Raw genomic sequence first — 16,777 nt, forward strand, 5'->3', positions numbered from 1 at the left:
ATAGTGGTCTCGCGCCTCACTCGGATGCCAACGACAGAATGGTTTCCTGATCGGCTTCTTCTTTATCGAGGATGCCGGTTATACGCCCGCCGTGCATCACCATCACCCGGTCGCTCATGCCAAGGATTTCCGGCAGTTCAGAGGAGACCATGATGATAGCCACGCCACGGTTGGCGAGTTCACTGATTAAGCGGTAAATCTCCGCTTTTGCACCGACGTCTATACCGCGCGTCGGTTCGTCCAGAATCAGAATCTTCGGTTGTGCCAGCAGCCAGCGGGCAATCAGAACCTTCTGCTGATTACCGCCGCTGAGGTTATTGATGATCTGATCCATGGTCGGCGTTTTGATGTTGAGCCGACGGATTTGCTCCATGCAGTCCTGCGCCATCTTCACATGACTGACAAAACCGCTTTTGCCGCTGTACTCCGGCATGTTGACGATGCTCATGTTCTCCATCACCGACAGCACCAGAAACAGGCCGGACTTTTTACGGTCCTCGGTCAGGAATGCCATGCCCTTTTCAATCGCGGTTGAGGGTGAGTCGATCGTCACCGGTACGCCATCAATCAGGATCTCACCGCTATCGAAACTCTCCATGCCGAACAGGCTCTCCATCACCTCGCTGCGACCGGCCCCCACCAGTCCGGCGACGCCGAGGATTTCACCCCGGCGCACGCTGAAACTGACATCGGTGAAACGATCTTTGCAGGTGAGATTACGCACCGTCAGCACCTCTTCCCCGATGGCACTGTTGAATTTCGGGAACAACTGCGTCAGCTCGCGTCCTACCATCTGTGTAATCAGCGACTGGCGGGTATATTTCGCCGTCTGATCGCTGGCGATCCAGCTGCCGTCGCGGAAAATACTGACTTCATCGGTGATGTTGAAAATCTCATCCATCTTGTGGCTGATGTAGATGATGGCTTTACCCTGCTCCCGCAGATCGCGAATGATGGTAAACAGATGCGCGACTTCAGTTTCCGTCAGCGCGGAGGTTGGCTCATCCATAATGACGATGTCTGAATCCCAGGAGACCGCTTTGGCAATCTCAACCATCTGCTGCGACGCAATGCTCAGTTCACCCACCATCCGATCGGCTTTCAGACGGATATTCAGGCGGTTGAGCAGTTCCTGCGTCTTCTGATTAAGTCGGGCGTGATCGACAAAGCCAAACTTTATCGGCTCACGACCCAGCCAGATATTCTCAGCGACGGTCATGTAAGGCACCAGGTTGAGTTCCTGGTGGATCATTGAAATGCCGGAACGCAACGCGTCCATGGTGTCCTGAAACTGCACCGGCTCCCCTTTAATTTTGATGGTGCCCTTATCGGGACGATACATCCCGATAAGGCACTTCATTAAAGTGGATTTGCCCGCGCCATTTTCGCCCATCAAGGCATGTACCGTTCCCGGACGCACCCGCAACGATACGTTGTCGAGGGCTTTGACGCCGGGGAAGAACTTGCTGATGCCTTCGGCTTCAAGCGCAAACGCGTTCATACATCACCTCCGTACAGCTGGGTCGGGAACGATTATTTCAGGTTACGCTGGGTAAACTGTTCCATATTTTCTTTGGTAATCAGCTGGTAAGGGATGTTGATAATTTTCTGGACTTGTTCGCCTTTCACCAGTTTTATCGCCGTCTGAACTGCGCCTTCACCCTGGCCCTGCGCATCCTGGAATACGGTGGCGACCATCTTGCCCTGCTTCAGCATCTGCAGCGCATCAGGAGTACCATCAACGCCAGCAATCAGGATTTTGTTCGGGTTTTTACCCAGTGCCTGCAGCGCACCGATTGCCATTTCATCGTTGTTCGACGCGATAGCATTGATTTCATCACCGGCCGTCATCCAGTTACTGACCACATCCACCGCGTCGTTACGGGTAAATTTGGCGGTCTGCTTCTGAACAATTTTGATGCCAGGATATTTAGCGGCCACTTCTTCCACACCTTTGGTACGGTCGCGGGTTGATTCATTCGCCAGGTCACCCATCAGAATGGCGACGTTGCCTTTGCCGTTCATTGCTTTAGCCAGCGCTTCCATCTGTAACCGCCCGGCCAGTTCTGAATCGGAACCCACATAGGCCATTTTGCCGGTGAGTTCCGCCCCTGGACGGCGGTTAACAAAGACAAGCGGAATGCCCGCTTTGCTCGCCTGATCCATAATCGGTTTCACCGCGTTGGTGTCGACCGGGTTAACGATCAGGGCATCAACACCCTGGCCGATGAAGTTCTGAACCTGCTGAAGCTGTTGTGAAACGTCACCCTTTGCATCCTCAACCTGGCCTTTAACACCATCCTTCTGCATCTCCTTCTGCATTGAAGTACGCAGAATCGTCAGGAAGTTGTCATCAAACAGAGCCATCGAGACGCCCACTGAGATATCTTTTGCCATAACCGCGGCAGGTAACATGCAGGCTAACAGTGAGGCGACAATCGTTTTTTTAATGTTCATAGGGACCCTTCTTATTTGTTAACTTGCTCAGCGGCTGTACCCGCGAATGAAAAATATCTTTTACATTCACCCAGCCTGTCTGGCGTCTGTTTCAGGAAATTTGAGGTAAGACTTCAGGTTATGGCTATTTTTGTGATCGACCACTCCTTTTCACAATCACTTGATCTGCAAACAGTTAGTTTAAAAATGCCGTTTCATTTCCGGATGATAATCACGACCGTGATGATAAGCAGTTTATTTGTTCCATATAATGTCTTTTTGAAATTTTTATCATAAAAGCACTGAAACGGTTGTTTTAACATCGGCAAACAACAAAACTTTGACATGCCTCTAACATCTGCCGAGAAATGCCCGCAAAGTGAGATCCTGTTGGCAGTTTGAAAAGCCAGCGGATTTGCGTAAAAACCGCCAATCCGCTGCTTTTACGAGCATCTGAACGCAATTCAGTAAACAGGGCTTTGACAAGCGGGATCAGCGCCGTTAATATTCGCCCCGTTCAAGCGATTCCTCTGTAGTTCAGTCGGTAGAACGGCGGACTGTTAATCCGTATGTCACTGGTTCGAGTCCAGTCAGAGGAGCCAGAATTAGAAAAGCCCGCTCAGGGAAACCTGAGCGGGCTTTTTGCATTGATGTTTTTAATCACGGCGGCATGGTTTTCACGCCAGAGGCTTACACCACGAACCCGAAGTGGGAACCATCCGGCAGCTCCACCACCAGCCGCAGTTTCCCCCCCGCCGCATCGACGTAGCGTTTGAGCGTGGAAAGCTTCAGGTCACGCCCCGGCTTTTCCATGCCCGCCACGGTCGGCTGTGTGATGCCCAGCGCCTGCGCCATTTCCACCTGCGTTTTCTGCACTTTCTCACGCAGTTCGGCAAGGTGAATGTTGAGCAGGATTTCGGTCGCCATGGCCTGAGCATCGGCAACGACGTCCGGTTTTTCATCCGCAATAAGCTGTTCCAGCGTTCTGCCCATCACGTTACTCCTTATGGTTAAAGCTTTTTAGCCAGTGTGTGAATTACCGATCGGCAACCGGAAGCATCTCCCGATAAAATCGCTTTTCATTGCCCGCCTTATTACCGGCACACAGCACAATTGCCGTGCGGTTCGGGTCAAAAGCAAAGAAAGCCCTTACTGGGTCGCCGCGGCTATGGATACGTAACTCCTTCATGTTGCTATAAGCGGAACCTTTAATCGTATCCGCATAGGGTCGGCTTAATCCCGGCCCCTTTTTCCGCAACACCAGTAATGCAGCCAGCATACAGCCGCGATCGCTGTCATTAAGCAACGTAAACCAGCGATCAAACCGCTCTGTCGTTTTAATCATCCACAAGGGATCTCCTTATCAATATAGGTCAGATGCTATATAGGTGTAAAGCGATAACCGAGTGTGATGTAGCGGAATAGGATCAGCAGCGATCTTTAATGAAATGCCAGAGAGGTATTCAGCTACGAGAGTGAAGACTGCACAAGATTTGCACAGAGTGGCGAGCTCTATCTGATCTTCTGCGGGTGTGGTGGTCTCATTGCTGTCAGGACGAAAGCCCACTCAGGCTTTCCAGAGCGGGCTTCAGGAAGGTCAGCGGCTGAACGCTAAGAGAAAACGCCTGGCGTACGTTTATGGCAACACGATACGGGCAATCTCATCAGTGCCTTTAGTGGAGGAGTCTTTGTTAAATTCCGCTTTAAGGGTGACATAGAGCGTATTGCTATCTGGTCCAATTAACAGGCTGTTTGGATTTTTGTCAAAGGACCAACTGTTTTTCACCGCGTAAGACGTGGCATCCAGTTGCAGCACTTTCTTCGACTCACGCTGCGTGATGTAAAGCTCATTGCGCTTCGCGCTAAACTTGATACTTAAAGCATCACCTTCAATGCGCTTGATCACTTTACCCGTGCGTTCATCAAAGATCAGCGTGGCTTTGCCTTTAGAATCGTCAGTAACAAATAAGCGACCGGTTGCCGGATCTTCCGCCATGTTCAGGAACAGATACGCTTTGCCATCGCCTGCCGTCCAGCGTTTCTCGATTTTATGGCTGCGTGGATTGATTACCAGAATTTCACCGGAGCCGTTTGCCGCATAAATACGCTCAGTCAGCGGTGAGTAAATAAGACCCGTCACCCATTTACCGGCGTTTTTAATTTCCGTTTTAAGCTTAAAGGTGCGGGTATCCACCACGGAGATATAGCCCGGATCGGCTACGCGGCCTACATACAGTTCATTGCCGTACCACAGAACTTCACGTGCACCTGCCGGATAGCCCTCTTTACTGATTTTGCCCCGGAAGACCAGACGCTGCAGCACTTTGCCACTCTGCGCATCCACTTTGGAGATTGCGCCATCCAGCGAGTTGGTGGTGTAGAACACCTCACCCGCTTCATCGATAGCGGTACCGAAATTTTTCATGTCGGTATGCGTTTCACCCTGAGTGGTCAGCGTAGCGGGATCGAGGCGATAGATGATGCCGCCATTTACATCCTTAAACGCCTGCGCACTGGCAACAAATAACGCTTTTACTGCAGGAGAATAAGCCATTTCATACAGACCCTCCCCCAGGGCGCGCTGCGTTACCGCGCTGTCGACTGGTTTAGAGGCTTCTGTAGCAGGCGCATCAACTTTTTTAGCAGGTGCCTGACACGCTGTCAGGCTAATGGCAGCGGCGGCAGCCATGGCAACAGCGGCTTTGCGCGGGCTTAACGATTTCATGCAGAACTCCATCAGGGAATAAAGGGTGCCGGGCCATTCTGATCGGCCTGAATAAAGAATGAGAATCATACTCATTAACAATCACTAAGCAAGTAACAGCTCAAATTCCTTTAGCCCTTCAGTGCGTTATCACGGCATAAACGTTCAATTTCCGCTTTTTTTTGAGTTCTATTCGCCCTTTTTCAGTGCTAAAAACAGGAAAACGTCAGCAATTACAGGGCTTTTATCGCGCTTATTTAATTGATTTATATCAAATTAATATAATGTTACATCTTGATTTGAATCTTGAAGAGAATTTATAAAGCAAATGATTATCATTGGCATTCTCACAATGAATTCGACATCTGTCTTCCTGTGATGGGCTGAGAAAAATAACAATCAAACGTAATGGCTTAACGCATTACCAACATTTAATGGGAAATTTATGGCTTGTAGTGGCAGGGAATCAGAAAGTAAAAACGTTTTCAGCCTCTCGTTGCTGGCACTGGCGGTACACGCTCTTCTCAACCCCGCTCTGGCGGCAGCGGAAACATCGCAGGATATGGTCGTCAGCGCGAGCCCCGCCGATAGCGGTGAAAGCGATAAAGAGAATTACGCAGTCCAGACCACCCGCGCGGGCACTAAATTGATGCTGACACCACGAGATGTACCGCAATCCCTTAGCGTGGTGACACAGCAGCGGATGCAGGATCAGGATCTGCAATCCGTTAATGATGTGCTGACCAATGCCACCGGTATCTCCACCAATCTAATCGACAGTGAACGCTCCGAATACTATTCACGTGGCTTTAAGGTCAGCAACTTCACCTTCGATGGCATTCCGACGTCGGTCAACGATACGTGGAACTATGGCGATGCGGCGTCCGACACGGCTATCTATGACCGCATTGAGATCGTGCGCGGTGCAACCGGGCTGATGACCGGCGCGGGCAGCCCTTCGGCCTCAATCAACATGGTGCGTAAACATGCCGACAGCAAAACCGCCACCGGCACGCTGAGTGCCAGCTACGGCAGCTGGAATAAACAGCGGTATGTAGCAGATCTCTCCTCTCCGCTGAACGGCGACGGCAGTCTGCGCGGTCGTGTGGTGACCGGCTATACCGACCAGCAGAGCTGGCTTGACCGCTATCAGAAGACCAAAAAATTCATTTACGGTGTGATTGATGCCGATCTCACTGAAAGGACAACAGTATCATTGGGTTACGACTATGAAGATGACAATACCGGAAATCCCACCTGGGGTGGCCTGCCAATGTTTTACAGCAATAATGCCACCACGCATTACGACCGGAGCCTGAATTCGTCAGCCAACTGGGCACGTTACAACACCAACTCGCGTAAAGTCTTTGCGGACATTGAGCATAATTTTGATAACGGCTGGAATATTCATATCAACGGCACGCACGCCGAAAACACCTTCAGCGATAAGCTGCTCTATGTGATGGGCAATCCCGACCAGGAGAGCGGTGAAGGGACCACCGGTTACGGCAGCATGGATCGCGGCAAGCGTAAAATGGATTCCATAGATGGTTTTGCCAGCGGACCCTTTGAACTGCTGGGCCGTCAGCACCTGTTAATGGCGGGTGCGAGCTACAGTCGCCAGCACAATGCCGCCTACAGTCAGGATGGATTCAGTGATGTGGCGGCGCGTGAAATCTCCACTGCCGATATGGGTATTTTCAATAATCACTGGAACGGTAACGTAGCAGAACCTGAATGGCAGGGCTGGTATCTCAATGATGATGATACGGTTCGTCAGAAATCGGTGTATAGCGCTGCACGTCTGTCGCTGGCCGATCCGCTGTCACTCATCGTTGGCGCACGCTATACCCAGTGGAGTACGAACGGCAGCAGCGGAGAGATGACCAATAACAACACCACGCCTTATGCCGGTCTGGTCTATGACATCAATGATACCTGGTCCGCTTATGGCAGTTATACCGCTATTTTCCTTCCGCAGACATATCGTGATACCCATGGCAGTTACCTCTCGCCTGTCACCGGCAAAAGCTATGAAACCGGTCTTAAATCGGCCTGGAACGATGGGCTGCTGACGGCCAGCGTGGCGATTTTCCGCCTCGAGCAGGACAACGTCGGTCAGGCACTGGATGGCGTCTACCTGAGCGGCAGTGAGCAGGCCTATGCCGCAGCGAAAGGTGCCGTGAGTAAAGGTGCCGAGTTCGAACTGAATGGTGCGCTGACTGATAATCTGCAACTGACCTTTGGTGCAACCCGCTATGTGGCACGTGACCAAAGTGGCCGCTTTAACAGCTATCAGCCACAAACCTCATTTAAGCTTTTTACCCGTTATCAGCTGGCCGCAATCCCCGACCTGACTGTCGGTGGCGGCGTCAACTGGCAGAACCGGGTGTTTAAAGATGTCACCAATGCCAGCGGCGACAGCGTAAGAGTTTATCAGGGCAGTTATCCCCTGGCCTCACTGTTTGCCCGCTATCAGGTGAATAAGCAGGTCGCGGTGCAGGCCAACGTCGATAACCTTTTTGACCGCGAGTACTACAGTTATATGAACAGTTACGTATACGGTGAGCCGCGCAACGTGAACGTCAGCGTTTCGTATCAGTTCTGATACATTCTGTCGCTGAGAAAGCAGACAGCCCGCAATTGCGGGCTGTCTGGTAGACTGATTTAACCGGACAGAAGAGAGTCAGGGTTGCCCTTCCATATTCCAGCGCGCCGATCCCATTACGTCAAAAACATGCTGATCGGTAAACGCCGGGAATCTGGCGCGTTTTGCTGCCTCGGCTAATGCCTGGCAGTAATCTTTATCGCCCCTTTTAATAATAAAGTTCTCCAGAGTGCCATCCTTTTTAAAATCCAGATGCACATTACAGCGTTTCCCATTCCAGGCGTGCGGCGCTGACAGCGCGTCATCCAGTGATTTTTTAATACCCGATGCCTGCTGGCCATAGATATCTTTGTCGCTGACTTTTCCTGAGCGTTTATAACTACAACTATCAAGTGCGCTTTTTTTAATACATTCATGTGGTGTAAGAGGCGCACAACCAGCTGACAGAATGCAGCAGAAAATAACGATGACCGTTTTCATGGATAAATCCTTTTAAGTGAAGAGGCGACGGAATCTGTGCCCTGGTGAAGCGGGAAATCAGAATAGCTAAATCCTGATTCTCTGTGTCAGAATAGCCCTACTTTCCTGCTCTTTTACGCCAGAAGAGAAAAGTAGCTACGGCTGTCAGCACGCCAATCAGCGGCATGGTCGCTGCGCCCGCCAGGAAGTTGTGCTGGTCAATACGCTGGTTCCTGCGGATATCCGCGAAGCGTGCCAGCGCCTCTGTTTCATCTGATGCACGCACTTCCTCAAACTCTTTTTTATACCCCTGCTCTGTCAGATCTGAAGCCCGGTTTACATCTGATCTTTTCAATGCAACGGTGTGTTTGCCTCTGGAATAGAACCTGTAGTCTGACATTCAGTACGCTCGCGGTCAGAAGAGTGAATGTCTGTTATATCGGGCAGGCAGTGATTTGCAAAACGGTTTTGGTAAAGCGTGAGGCACGATACAGATTTCGTGCTGGTTAAACTAACCGCACGTCATCTTCTGGCAGACTCCGTGCGGTACAGGCGACAACATTCCACGCGATGAGAGTGAGCCCGGCTGTTAAATCACGTCCAGCCCCAGATTCTGACGCAGCGTGGCAAACTCATACTCCTCACGAAACAGCCCGCGACGGCGCAATTCCGGGATCACCCGTTCCACAAACAGATCGAGCTGTTCCGGCATGATGGCGGGCATGATGTTGAAGCCATCCGCACCGCCCTGCTCCAGCCACAGCTGGAAATCATCGGCGATATCTTCAGCCGTACCGACAATCACGCGGTGTCCGCGGGAACCGGCGGCGACGGCGGCCAGTTCGCGCAGCGTCAGGTTTTCGCGTTTTGCCATATCGGTCATCAGCTTAACGCGGCTCTGGTTCCCTTCGCCCAGCGGCACCTCCGGCACCGGGCCATCCAGCGGATACTGACTGAGATCCATGCTGAACCGCAGTGAGAGCTGACGCAGCCCATTCTCAATATCCACCAGCGTATTCAGCGCTTTCCACAGCGCCTTAGCGTCTTCGCGCGTGCGGCCAATAATCGGCATGACGCCAGGCATGATCACCACCTGATCCGGGTTACGTCCGGCAGCCACCACCTGCGCCTTCTGCGCACGATAGAAGGATTGCGCTTCCTCCAGACTGGCAGAGGCGGTAAAGATCACTTCCGCCGTCTCCGCCGCCAGCTTCTGACCATCTGCCGATGAACCCGCTTCGATAATCACCGGACGGCCCTGCGGCGAACGGGTGATATTCAGTGGACCCTGCACCTGAAAATGTTCACCCTGATGATTAATCGGCTGGATCTTCTCATCAACAAAATAGTTTCCGGTCGCTTTATCCGGCTGCACGGCGCCCTCTTCCCAGCCCGCCCACAGTTTACAGGCTACCTCAAGGAATTCACGCGCACGGGCGTAGCGTGAAGCATGATCGGGCATGTCGCTGCGGCTGAAGTTACGCGCAACGTCTGTGGAAAACGAGGTCACGACGTTCCACGCGGCACGGCCCCGGCTGATGTGATCCAGCGAAGAGAAGCTGCGCGCCAGCGTAAAGGGATCGCTGAAGGTGGTGGAGGCGGTCGCGGCCAGGCCAATGCGCCGGGTATTAACTGCCAGCGCCGCCAGCATCGTCAGAGGTTCAAGACGGGCCATGGTGGACGGCAGACGATACATGCTGGTTGCCAGGGCATCACCCACAAAGAAGAGGTCGAACTTACCCGCTTCGGCTTTTTTCGCCAGAGCGATCAGCCAGTCAATATCGGTGGGATCGCCCAGTTGTTCGGTCAGACGCCAGCCACTGACGTGCTGACCCACAGGTTGAACAAACAGGCCGAGCCGCAGGCGACGTGGTGAAGTTGCAGAGTTCATAAAAGATTCCTGGTCTGAAAGATGAAAAAGCGCGCCGCAGCACGCTTAAAGAAGGGTGTCGGTCGCCAGCAGGGCCTGTTCCAGCGTGTTGGCAGAGACGGTAAACGGCAGGCGTTCTGCGCAGGCTTTGGGAAATTTAATTTGCTGTGCGATGTGACGCAGCGCCGTATCACGATCGCCCGGCAATGCAGGAAGCTTTAGTGGCATGCCGTAATAGCGCAGCAGCGCCAGCAGTTCTGCATCCGGCTCCCCGCCATGCTCAATCAGCGACTGCACCAGCAGGCTGAAGCCCACTTTTTCGCCGTGCAGCCAGTGATGGAGTTCCGGCTGGTGGGTCAGACGATTATGGATGGCATGCGCCAGCCCTGCCGTCGGCAGCACGTCGCGCACGCTGTTCGCCAGCCCGGCCAGCACGATACTGGCATCGATGACTTTGACCAGTTCGGGTGTGACCCGCTGCTGCTGGCAGGCGGCTATCGCGGCCTCGCCATATTGCTGAAACACATCTGCCGCCTGCCGCGCAGTCATCACCTTTAAATCCAGCGCCAGATCGTCGGGGTTATGCCGCTGGTAAGGGCGGAATTCGTAATATTTTGCCAGCGCATCCACAATGCCCGCTTTCAGAAAGCGCACGTCGCTCCGGGCAATGACCTCACTGTCCACCAGCAACAGTTCCGGCATTTTGCCCAGCGGCTGGCTGCGCAGATGCCCGCCCGCTTCGTTATAGATGATGGCAATCGGTGACCAGGCGGCACAGGTCGCTGCCTGAGTAGCAAAGTTAACCAGCGTAAGTGCCGGTAACTGGCTGGCGGCGGCTTTAGCGGCATCCAGCACCCGTCCACCGCCAATCGCCAGCAGCAACTCTGCGCCCTGCTGTTCGGTTTGCTGTTTTACGCGGGCAATTGCCTCTTCAGTACATTCACCCGCTAAATAGTCCAGCTGCCAGTGAATGCCCGATGCCTCAAGACTCTGGCTTAATTCCGGATTAACCGCCTGCCACGCGTGCGGCGAGGTCAATATCCGGATATGGCTGGCGTAGGGTTTAATAAACTCACCGACGCGTGCACGCAGGCCCGCCTCATGTGCATAGGCTCGCGGAGAAGTAATCGCTAACACAGCGGCATCCTGATTATAAGAATTAGGCCAAAAAGGCTTTAATTACATTTAGTTATTAACGAGTGGGTAGTGTTATTTCTTTTTTAAATACTACGACAACCAGCAATTTAAGCAATTGAAAACCGGCCATTTTTTATTCACAAATCTGCATGAGGTTAGTTATTTTTCACATATAGCGACCCGGCTTTTTACTGTTAATCTGCCCCTCTGGCTGAATTAATTAACTGCTTATCAGGCAGTGTTCCGGGAAAGAATATGCAACTCGATTTTCGTCAGGTCAGAGAAGATGAAACAGATGTTTATCTGGCGCTGATGCATGCGGCCTATGCGCCGGTGAAAGCGCTGGGCATTAAGTTTGATGCCGCCACCGCAGACCGTGCTATGGCTCTGCGCCACCTGCAGAGCCATGGGGTGTATGCGCTCTATGCTGATGAGAAGATGGTCTCGTCAGTGACCGTCCGCTATCCCTGGGGGCCGCTGCCCGGCCCGTTTGGTCTGCCGCATATTGGCTGGTTCGGCGCGCACCCTGACTATCCCGGCCAGCAGTTTGGTCGTCAGGTGCTGGAACGGGTCAAACAGGCGATTCTGATCGGTCAGCTGCGTGCTCCTGCGGTCTCGCTGGGAACCGCCACCAGTCACCCCTGGCTGCAGGCGATGTATCTGAAGCGCGGCTTTCAGCCAATGCATACCCGCGACCTCGGCAAGGGTCATATCACCCTCTATATGATGAAAGTACTGGACCCGGTGGCACACGATGCCTGGCTGAGCCGCCAGACAGCAGCACAAGGAAACCCACAATGAGCATCACTATCCCCCCGACATTAGGCGAACCGCTGATCGCCTTCCGTCAAGAACTGCACCAGTTCCCGGAGCTGTCGAATCAGGAGTTTGAGACCACGCGCCGACTGCGCGATCAGCTGGAACAGCATCAGATACGCATTCTCGATCTGCCGCTGAAAACCGGCCTGGTGGCGGAAATCGGGGCGTCAGCGGGGCCGCTGATTGTACTGCGGGCCGATATCGACGCGCTGCCGATTGAAGAGCAGTCTGGCGTCAGCTATCGCTCGCAGCGTCCGGGTGTGATGCACGCCTGCGGTCATGATTTTCACAGCGCAGCGGCACTGGGCGCGGCGATCCTGCTCAGGCAGCAGGAAGCGAACCTGCCAGGCCGGGTACGGATTCTGTTTCAGGCCGCAGAAGAGACCGGCCAGGGCGCGCCGGAGGTGATTGCCAGCGGCGCATTGACTGACGCGCTGGCGATTTTCGGTATCCACAACGATCCTTCACTGCCTGCTGGCGTCATCGGTTCCAGAGCCGGGCCGCTCACTGCCGCCGTCGACCGTTTTGACATTGCGATTACCGGTATCGGCAGCCATGCCGCAAAACCCGATCAGGGCAACGATCCGATTGTCATCGCGGCACAGATTGTCTCGGCGGCGCAGACGCTGATCAGCCGCAATGCTCCTTCTGCCGATAACGCGGTGGTCTCTATCACCCAGATCCACAGCGGCAGCACATGGAACGTCATCCCGGACAGCGCATGGCTGGAGGGCACGGTGCGCTCGTTTTCATCATCCACCCGCCAGCGTCTTGAGCAGCGCTTTCGGGCAATTGTGGCGGGCATCGCGGCAGCCTTTGATGCGCAGGTGAGCTTTACCTGGCACGCCGGGCCGCCATCGGTAGTAAATGATGCGCACTGGGCGGACTTTGCTTTGCAGCAGGCTGAGAACAGCGGACTGGAAGCACGCGTGGTCGAGGCGAGTCCGATTGGTGAAGATTTTGCCTTCTATCAGCAACAGTTGCCCGGTGCCTTTATGATGGTGGGCACCGGTGAACCCTATGCACTGCATCACCCTGCTTTTCGCATCAATGATGAGGTGCTGCTGCCAACGGCGCACTATCTGGCCGACCTTGCACGGGCGGCACTTCTTTCTCCGGAGCAGCCATAATGAGCCTGACTGCCGCCCTGGCGGATGCGATTCTCAGCGGCCAGCCGGATGCCGCAGCACATGAGCACGCGCGCGAAGGCATTCGGGATTTCCTGGCGGTGAGCTGGCCGGTGCTGCAGGGCACGGTACCAGATAGCGGCTTACCGGCTCTGCGCACCCTCTACAGCGATGGCAGCGTGCGTTCACAGGCGCTGCTGCTGGGCTATGCAGGACATGCGCTGGACTACGACGACTTTCATGCCGATTTTCGCGGTCATCCCAGCGTGGTGATCCTGCCTGCACTTTTCGCCTGGCAACGGGTTCAGCCCAGAAGCCTGGAGCAATTTCTGGATGCTTACGTCACGGGGGTAGAGATGGCCGGTCGTCTGGGGCTGGCGGTCAGCCAGCAACATTACGCACTGGGCTATCACAACACGGCGACGCTGGGGACCCTTGCGGCGGCGGCGGCGCTGGCGCGTCTGCTGGGGATGAAGAGTGATGCCACGGCCACCCTGCTGGGCATTGCGGCGACCCAGGCCAGCGGTTTACGCGCCCAGTTTGGTTCGACGGTAAAACCGCTGCACGCGGGCTTTGCCGCAGAACGGGCCGTGACAGCGGCTCAGCTGACCCTGGCCGGAATCAATGGCCGCCAGCAGGGGGTTATTGAAGCCTTTGTTGCCGCCAGCAGCGCGGACCAGGCACAGCCGGAGAAATTACTGGAAAACTGGGGCAGCCCGTGGCGGATTAGCTCGCCGGGACTGGAATTCAAACCCTTCCCGACCTGCGCCGGTACGCATAGTGCGGCAGAAGCGGCCCGCAGCCTGCGCCAGCAGTGGCTGGCGGCGGGTAAACCGCTGGATGCGCTGCTGAGCCAGATTGTTGATATCACCGTCGGCTTCCCGCCAGGCGGTGACATCGCCGCCTCGATACGGGTGCCGGTTAACGGTATTGAAGCGCGCTTCAGCCTGGAATATGTGATTGCCGCCATGCTGATTTATGGCGATTTGCGTCTGCAGGATTTTGCGGAAGGCGATCTCAATCATCAGGTTATGCCGCTGGCCGCCCGCGTACGGCGGACGCCGGATCAGAGTGCACCGCCCGATGCGCTCAATCCCGCGCTGCGCTTTCACGTCGTCACGCTGACGCTCGCGGATGGCACAACGCTGCATCAGCGCCGTACACGCCAGCAGTCGCTGGCGGAGGGCGTGAATGTCAGCAGTAAGCTTCATCAGGCGCTGGGTGACGCGTCGCCAGAACTGCTTGCTGCCACTGCGCTGCATTCCACGGCAGAGTTGCAGATGCTGACCGGGGCGCTGACCCGATAGTGGCTTAGCGCGGCGGAACGAAGGCCTGAACCGGCGTAACCTCACCGGCAAATTTCCGCACCTGCACTACCGTAATCTGGCCGCTGCAGCCCTGCGACAGCGACGAAGTGCCGATATCCATGGTCAGCACATTGGGATTACCGTGGCGGCATAACGGACGGGCGGCAGTGGGCTCGACCGGATCGTACCAGGCACCGGTTGGCAGCTGAACTACGCCAGGCATGATGGTATCCGTGAGACGCGCGCTGGCGAGCACATGGCCGCGCGCGTTAAAGAGTTCGATGATGTCGCCATCCGCGATCGCCTGTGCTGCCGCATCGTCCCGGTTCAGGCTACAGACTTCGCGCCCGCCCCGCTTGCTGCGCTGGCTGTAATCACCAAAATCGAGCTGGCTGTGCAGACGCGTCGCGGGCTGATTGGCAATCAGCCAGAACGGATAGTCGGCGCTGGGTGTTTGCTGCGGTTCACGCCATACCGGATGGCCGGGGCAATTTTCATAGCCAAAGCTGGCGATAGTAGCGGAGAAAATCTCAATTTTTCCGCCTGGCGTCGGCAGTGGCGCGGCGTCGGGGTCGGCCCGAAACGCATTGATCATCCGGCCACCATCCTTTAACTGCGGCAGCTCCAGCACGCCCTGCTGCCAGAACTGACTGAAATCAGGTGTCTGCACCTGATGAGCGGCCAGTCTTTCCTGCAGCTGGCCGTAAAGATGCTGCAACCAGCCACGCGCATCACGCCCTTCGCTGAATGCCGCTTCCCTGCCCAGCCGCCGGGCCAGGTCACGAAAAATCGTATAATCATCCCGGGCTTCGGCGTAAGGCGCAGCCACCGGCTGCATGGCGATTAAATGGCGATCGGTCGGCGCACCGCCGATATCCTCACGTTCCAGCGTCATGGTGGCAGGCAGGACAATATCCGCATGACGCGCCGTGGCGGTCCAGGCGCTTTCATGCACGATCAGCGTATCCAGCTGGCAGAAAGCCTGACGCAGCCGCGCCAGATCCTGATGATGGTGGAACGGATTGCCTCCCGCCCAGTAAGCCAGACGGATATGGGGATAGGTCAGCTGGCGGCCATTGTAGTCAAACTTTGTGCCGGGATTGAGCAGCATGTCGGCGATACGCGCCACCGGAATAAAGCGGTCAATGCCATTTTTACCCTGCGGCAGGGCCGGAAAGCTGACCAGATTATGATGCTTACCATAATGGCCCAACGCACCCAGTGCATAAGTATATCCACCGCCGGGCAGCCCTGGCTGTCCGAGCGCCGCCGCCAGCACCAGGCCGAGCCACACCGGCTGTTCGCCATGCTCGGCACGCTGCAAAGCATGAGCCACGGTCACCAGCACCCGCTTACCGTGCAACTGCCGTGCAAACTGACCGATCAGATCGCTGGTGACGCCGCAGATCCCAGCGGCCCAGTGCGCGTCACGGACTACGCCATCCTCTTCACCGCGAATGTAAGCGACCATCTGCGGCCAGCCGACACAGTAGCGCGCCAGAAACGCCTCGTCGGTTAACGCTTCCTCAATCAGCACCGCCAGCAGACCCAGCATAAACGCCGCATCCGTGCCGGGCCGCAGCGCCAGCCACTCGCCCTGCGCCTCTTCAGGCAGATCGCTTTTCAGCGGGCTCACTGAGATAAACCGGGTACCGCGCTGTGCCGCTCGCTGCATAAAACCGCGCTCGGTGTGTTCGCTCAGGCCGCCGCTGGCCACCTGCGCATTTTTCAGCGCCAGGCCGCCAAACGCCAGCACCACCTCGCTGTGCGCGGCAATCTCCTCCCAGCTCACGCCACGTCGGGCGATCTCGTTCATGTCACCAACAATGTGTGGCAGCAGGACAGATGCCGCGCCGGAACTGTAGCTGTTGACCGAACGGACATAACCGCCCAGCGTGGTGTTCAGAAATCGGTGCACCTGGCTTTGCGCATGATGAAAACGGCCTGCGCTTGACCAGCCGTACGATCCGCCAAAGATGCCTTCCGGGCCGTATGCTTCACCAACCCGCTTAAGTTCCTGCGCCACCCGCTGACTGGCCTCTTCCCAGCTGACCGCGACATACTCATCGGCACCACGACGCTGATCCGGGCCTGGCCCGTTTTCCAGCCAGCCACGCCGTATCATCGGCTGCGCGACACGCGCCGGATGATTGAGTGCATGACGGAAGTTTTGCAACAGCGGGCTGGGATCGGGATCGCGGTGGAACGGCTCAATCAGCAGTTGATCGTCCCTGTGCTGGGCGTGAAAAGCGCCCCAGTGGGCGCTGTGCATTACCGGTTTCTGGGTCATGCTGGTTCCTGATTATCAAA

Annotated in this window: 14 protein-coding genes and 1 tRNA gene; 5 read left to right on the plus strand and 10 right to left on the minus strand. The window is 55.4% G+C overall.

Translation table 11 applies throughout. The annotated features are described in order from the left end of the window. Positions 1-16: 16 nt before the first annotated feature. Entirely contained in the window at positions 17-1,501 is a 1,485-nt protein-coding gene (locus BY447_RS03940) for a sugar ABC transporter ATP-binding protein (protein WP_110330571.1), read from the minus strand. A gap of 32 nt (positions 1,502-1,533) precedes the next feature. After that, positions 1,534-2,457 carry a sugar ABC transporter substrate-binding protein gene (locus BY447_RS03945; protein WP_033783482.1) on the minus strand — a complete coding sequence of 308 codons (924 nt, stop codon included), beginning with the start codon at positions 2,455-2,457 and terminating at the stop codon, positions 1,534-1,536. Between the two features lie 505 nt (positions 2,458-2,962). On the opposite strand from BY447_RS03945, the gene BY447_RS03950 reads away from it, so the two are divergent. Continuing rightward, positions 2,963-3,038: transfer RNA gene (locus BY447_RS03950), tRNA-Asn, on the plus strand. Positions 3,039-3,126: 88 nt separating this feature from the next. Here BY447_RS03950 and BY447_RS03955 read toward each other — a convergent pair. From BY447_RS03955 to BY447_RS03965, 3 genes are all read right to left on the minus strand, one after another. Continuing rightward, positions 3,127-3,429 carry a helix-turn-helix domain-containing protein gene (locus tag BY447_RS03955; RefSeq protein WP_110330572.1) on the minus strand — a complete coding sequence of 101 codons (303 nt, stop codon included), beginning with the start codon at positions 3,427-3,429 and terminating at the stop codon, positions 3,127-3,129. Positions 3,430-3,472: 43 nt separating this feature from the next. Then, positions 3,473-3,787, minus strand: a complete 315-nt coding sequence (locus tag BY447_RS03960; RefSeq protein WP_110330573.1) for a type II toxin-antitoxin system RelE/ParE family toxin — start codon at positions 3,785-3,787, stop codon at positions 3,473-3,475. A gap of 285 nt (positions 3,788-4,072) precedes the next feature. After that, on the minus strand, positions 4,073-5,161 hold the full coding sequence (locus BY447_RS03965; protein WP_107320194.1) for a YncE family protein: 1,089 nt from the start codon (positions 5,159-5,161) through the stop codon (positions 4,073-4,075). Between the two features lie 424 nt (positions 5,162-5,585). On the opposite strand from BY447_RS03965, the gene fhuE reads away from it, so the two are divergent. Then, a complete protein-coding gene (gene fhuE / locus BY447_RS03970) occupies positions 5,586-7,748 on the plus strand; it encodes a ferric-rhodotorulic acid/ferric-coprogen receptor FhuE (RefSeq protein ID WP_110330574.1) in 2,163 nt (720 codons plus the stop codon). Between the two features lie 78 nt (positions 7,749-7,826). Here fhuE and BY447_RS03975 read toward each other — a convergent pair whose 3' ends face one another. The 4 genes from BY447_RS03975 to BY447_RS03990 all read right to left on the minus strand — a co-directional run bounded on the left by BY447_RS03975 (position 7,827) and on the right by BY447_RS03990 (position 11,214). Beyond that, the gene (locus BY447_RS03975; RefSeq protein ID WP_110330575.1) at positions 7,827-8,228 is read right to left on the minus strand and encodes a cell envelope integrity TolA C-terminal domain-containing protein; all 402 of its coding nucleotides are present in this window, start codon (positions 8,226-8,228) and stop codon (positions 7,827-7,829) included. Between the two features lie 97 nt (positions 8,229-8,325). After that, a complete protein-coding gene (locus tag BY447_RS23630) occupies positions 8,326-8,493 on the minus strand; it encodes a hypothetical protein (protein ID WP_376747949.1) in 168 nt (55 codons plus the stop codon). 303 nt (positions 8,494-8,796) lie between these two features. Further along, positions 8,797-10,098: an LLM class flavin-dependent oxidoreductase gene (locus BY447_RS03985; RefSeq protein ID WP_033783590.1), complete on the minus strand. Its 1,302-nt coding sequence runs from the start codon at positions 10,096-10,098 to the stop codon at positions 8,797-8,799. A 45-nt stretch (positions 10,099-10,143) separates the two neighbouring features. After that, entirely contained in the window at positions 10,144-11,214 is a 1,071-nt protein-coding gene (locus BY447_RS03990; protein ID WP_110330577.1) for an iron-containing alcohol dehydrogenase family protein, read from the minus strand. Positions 11,215-11,469: 255 nt separating this feature from the next. Between BY447_RS03990 and BY447_RS03995 the strand changes: the two genes are divergently transcribed. The 3 genes from BY447_RS03995 to BY447_RS04005 are packed head-to-tail and all read left to right on the plus strand — an operon-like array spanning position 11,470 to position 14,467. Beyond that, complete coding sequence (locus BY447_RS03995; RefSeq protein WP_110330578.1) at positions 11,470-12,015, plus strand: GNAT family N-acetyltransferase; 546 nt, start codon at positions 11,470-11,472, stop codon at positions 12,013-12,015. Further along, on the plus strand, positions 12,012-13,163 hold the full coding sequence (locus BY447_RS04000; RefSeq protein WP_110330579.1) for an amidohydrolase: 1,152 nt from the start codon (positions 12,012-12,014) through the stop codon (positions 13,161-13,163). The genes BY447_RS03995 and BY447_RS04000 overlap by 4 nt, the downstream gene beginning before the upstream one ends. Continuing rightward, the gene (locus BY447_RS04005; RefSeq protein ID WP_110330580.1) at positions 13,163-14,467 is read left to right on the plus strand and encodes an MmgE/PrpD family protein; all 1,305 of its coding nucleotides are present in this window, start codon (positions 13,163-13,165) and stop codon (positions 14,465-14,467) included. Before BY447_RS04000 ends, BY447_RS04005 begins: the two co-directional genes overlap by 1 nt. Before the next feature lie 4 nt (positions 14,468-14,471). On the opposite strand, the gene BY447_RS04010 is transcribed toward BY447_RS04005, so the two are convergent. Continuing rightward, the gene (locus tag BY447_RS04010) at positions 14,472-16,757 is read right to left on the minus strand and encodes a molybdopterin-dependent oxidoreductase (protein WP_110330581.1); all 2,286 of its coding nucleotides are present in this window, start codon (positions 16,755-16,757) and stop codon (positions 14,472-14,474) included. Positions 16,758-16,777: the final 20 nt, after the last annotated feature.

The organism is Pantoea sp. JKS000250 (genome assembly GCF_003201065.1).
Taxonomy (GTDB): domain Bacteria; phylum Pseudomonadota; class Gammaproteobacteria; order Enterobacterales; family Enterobacteriaceae; genus Pantoea; species Pantoea vagans.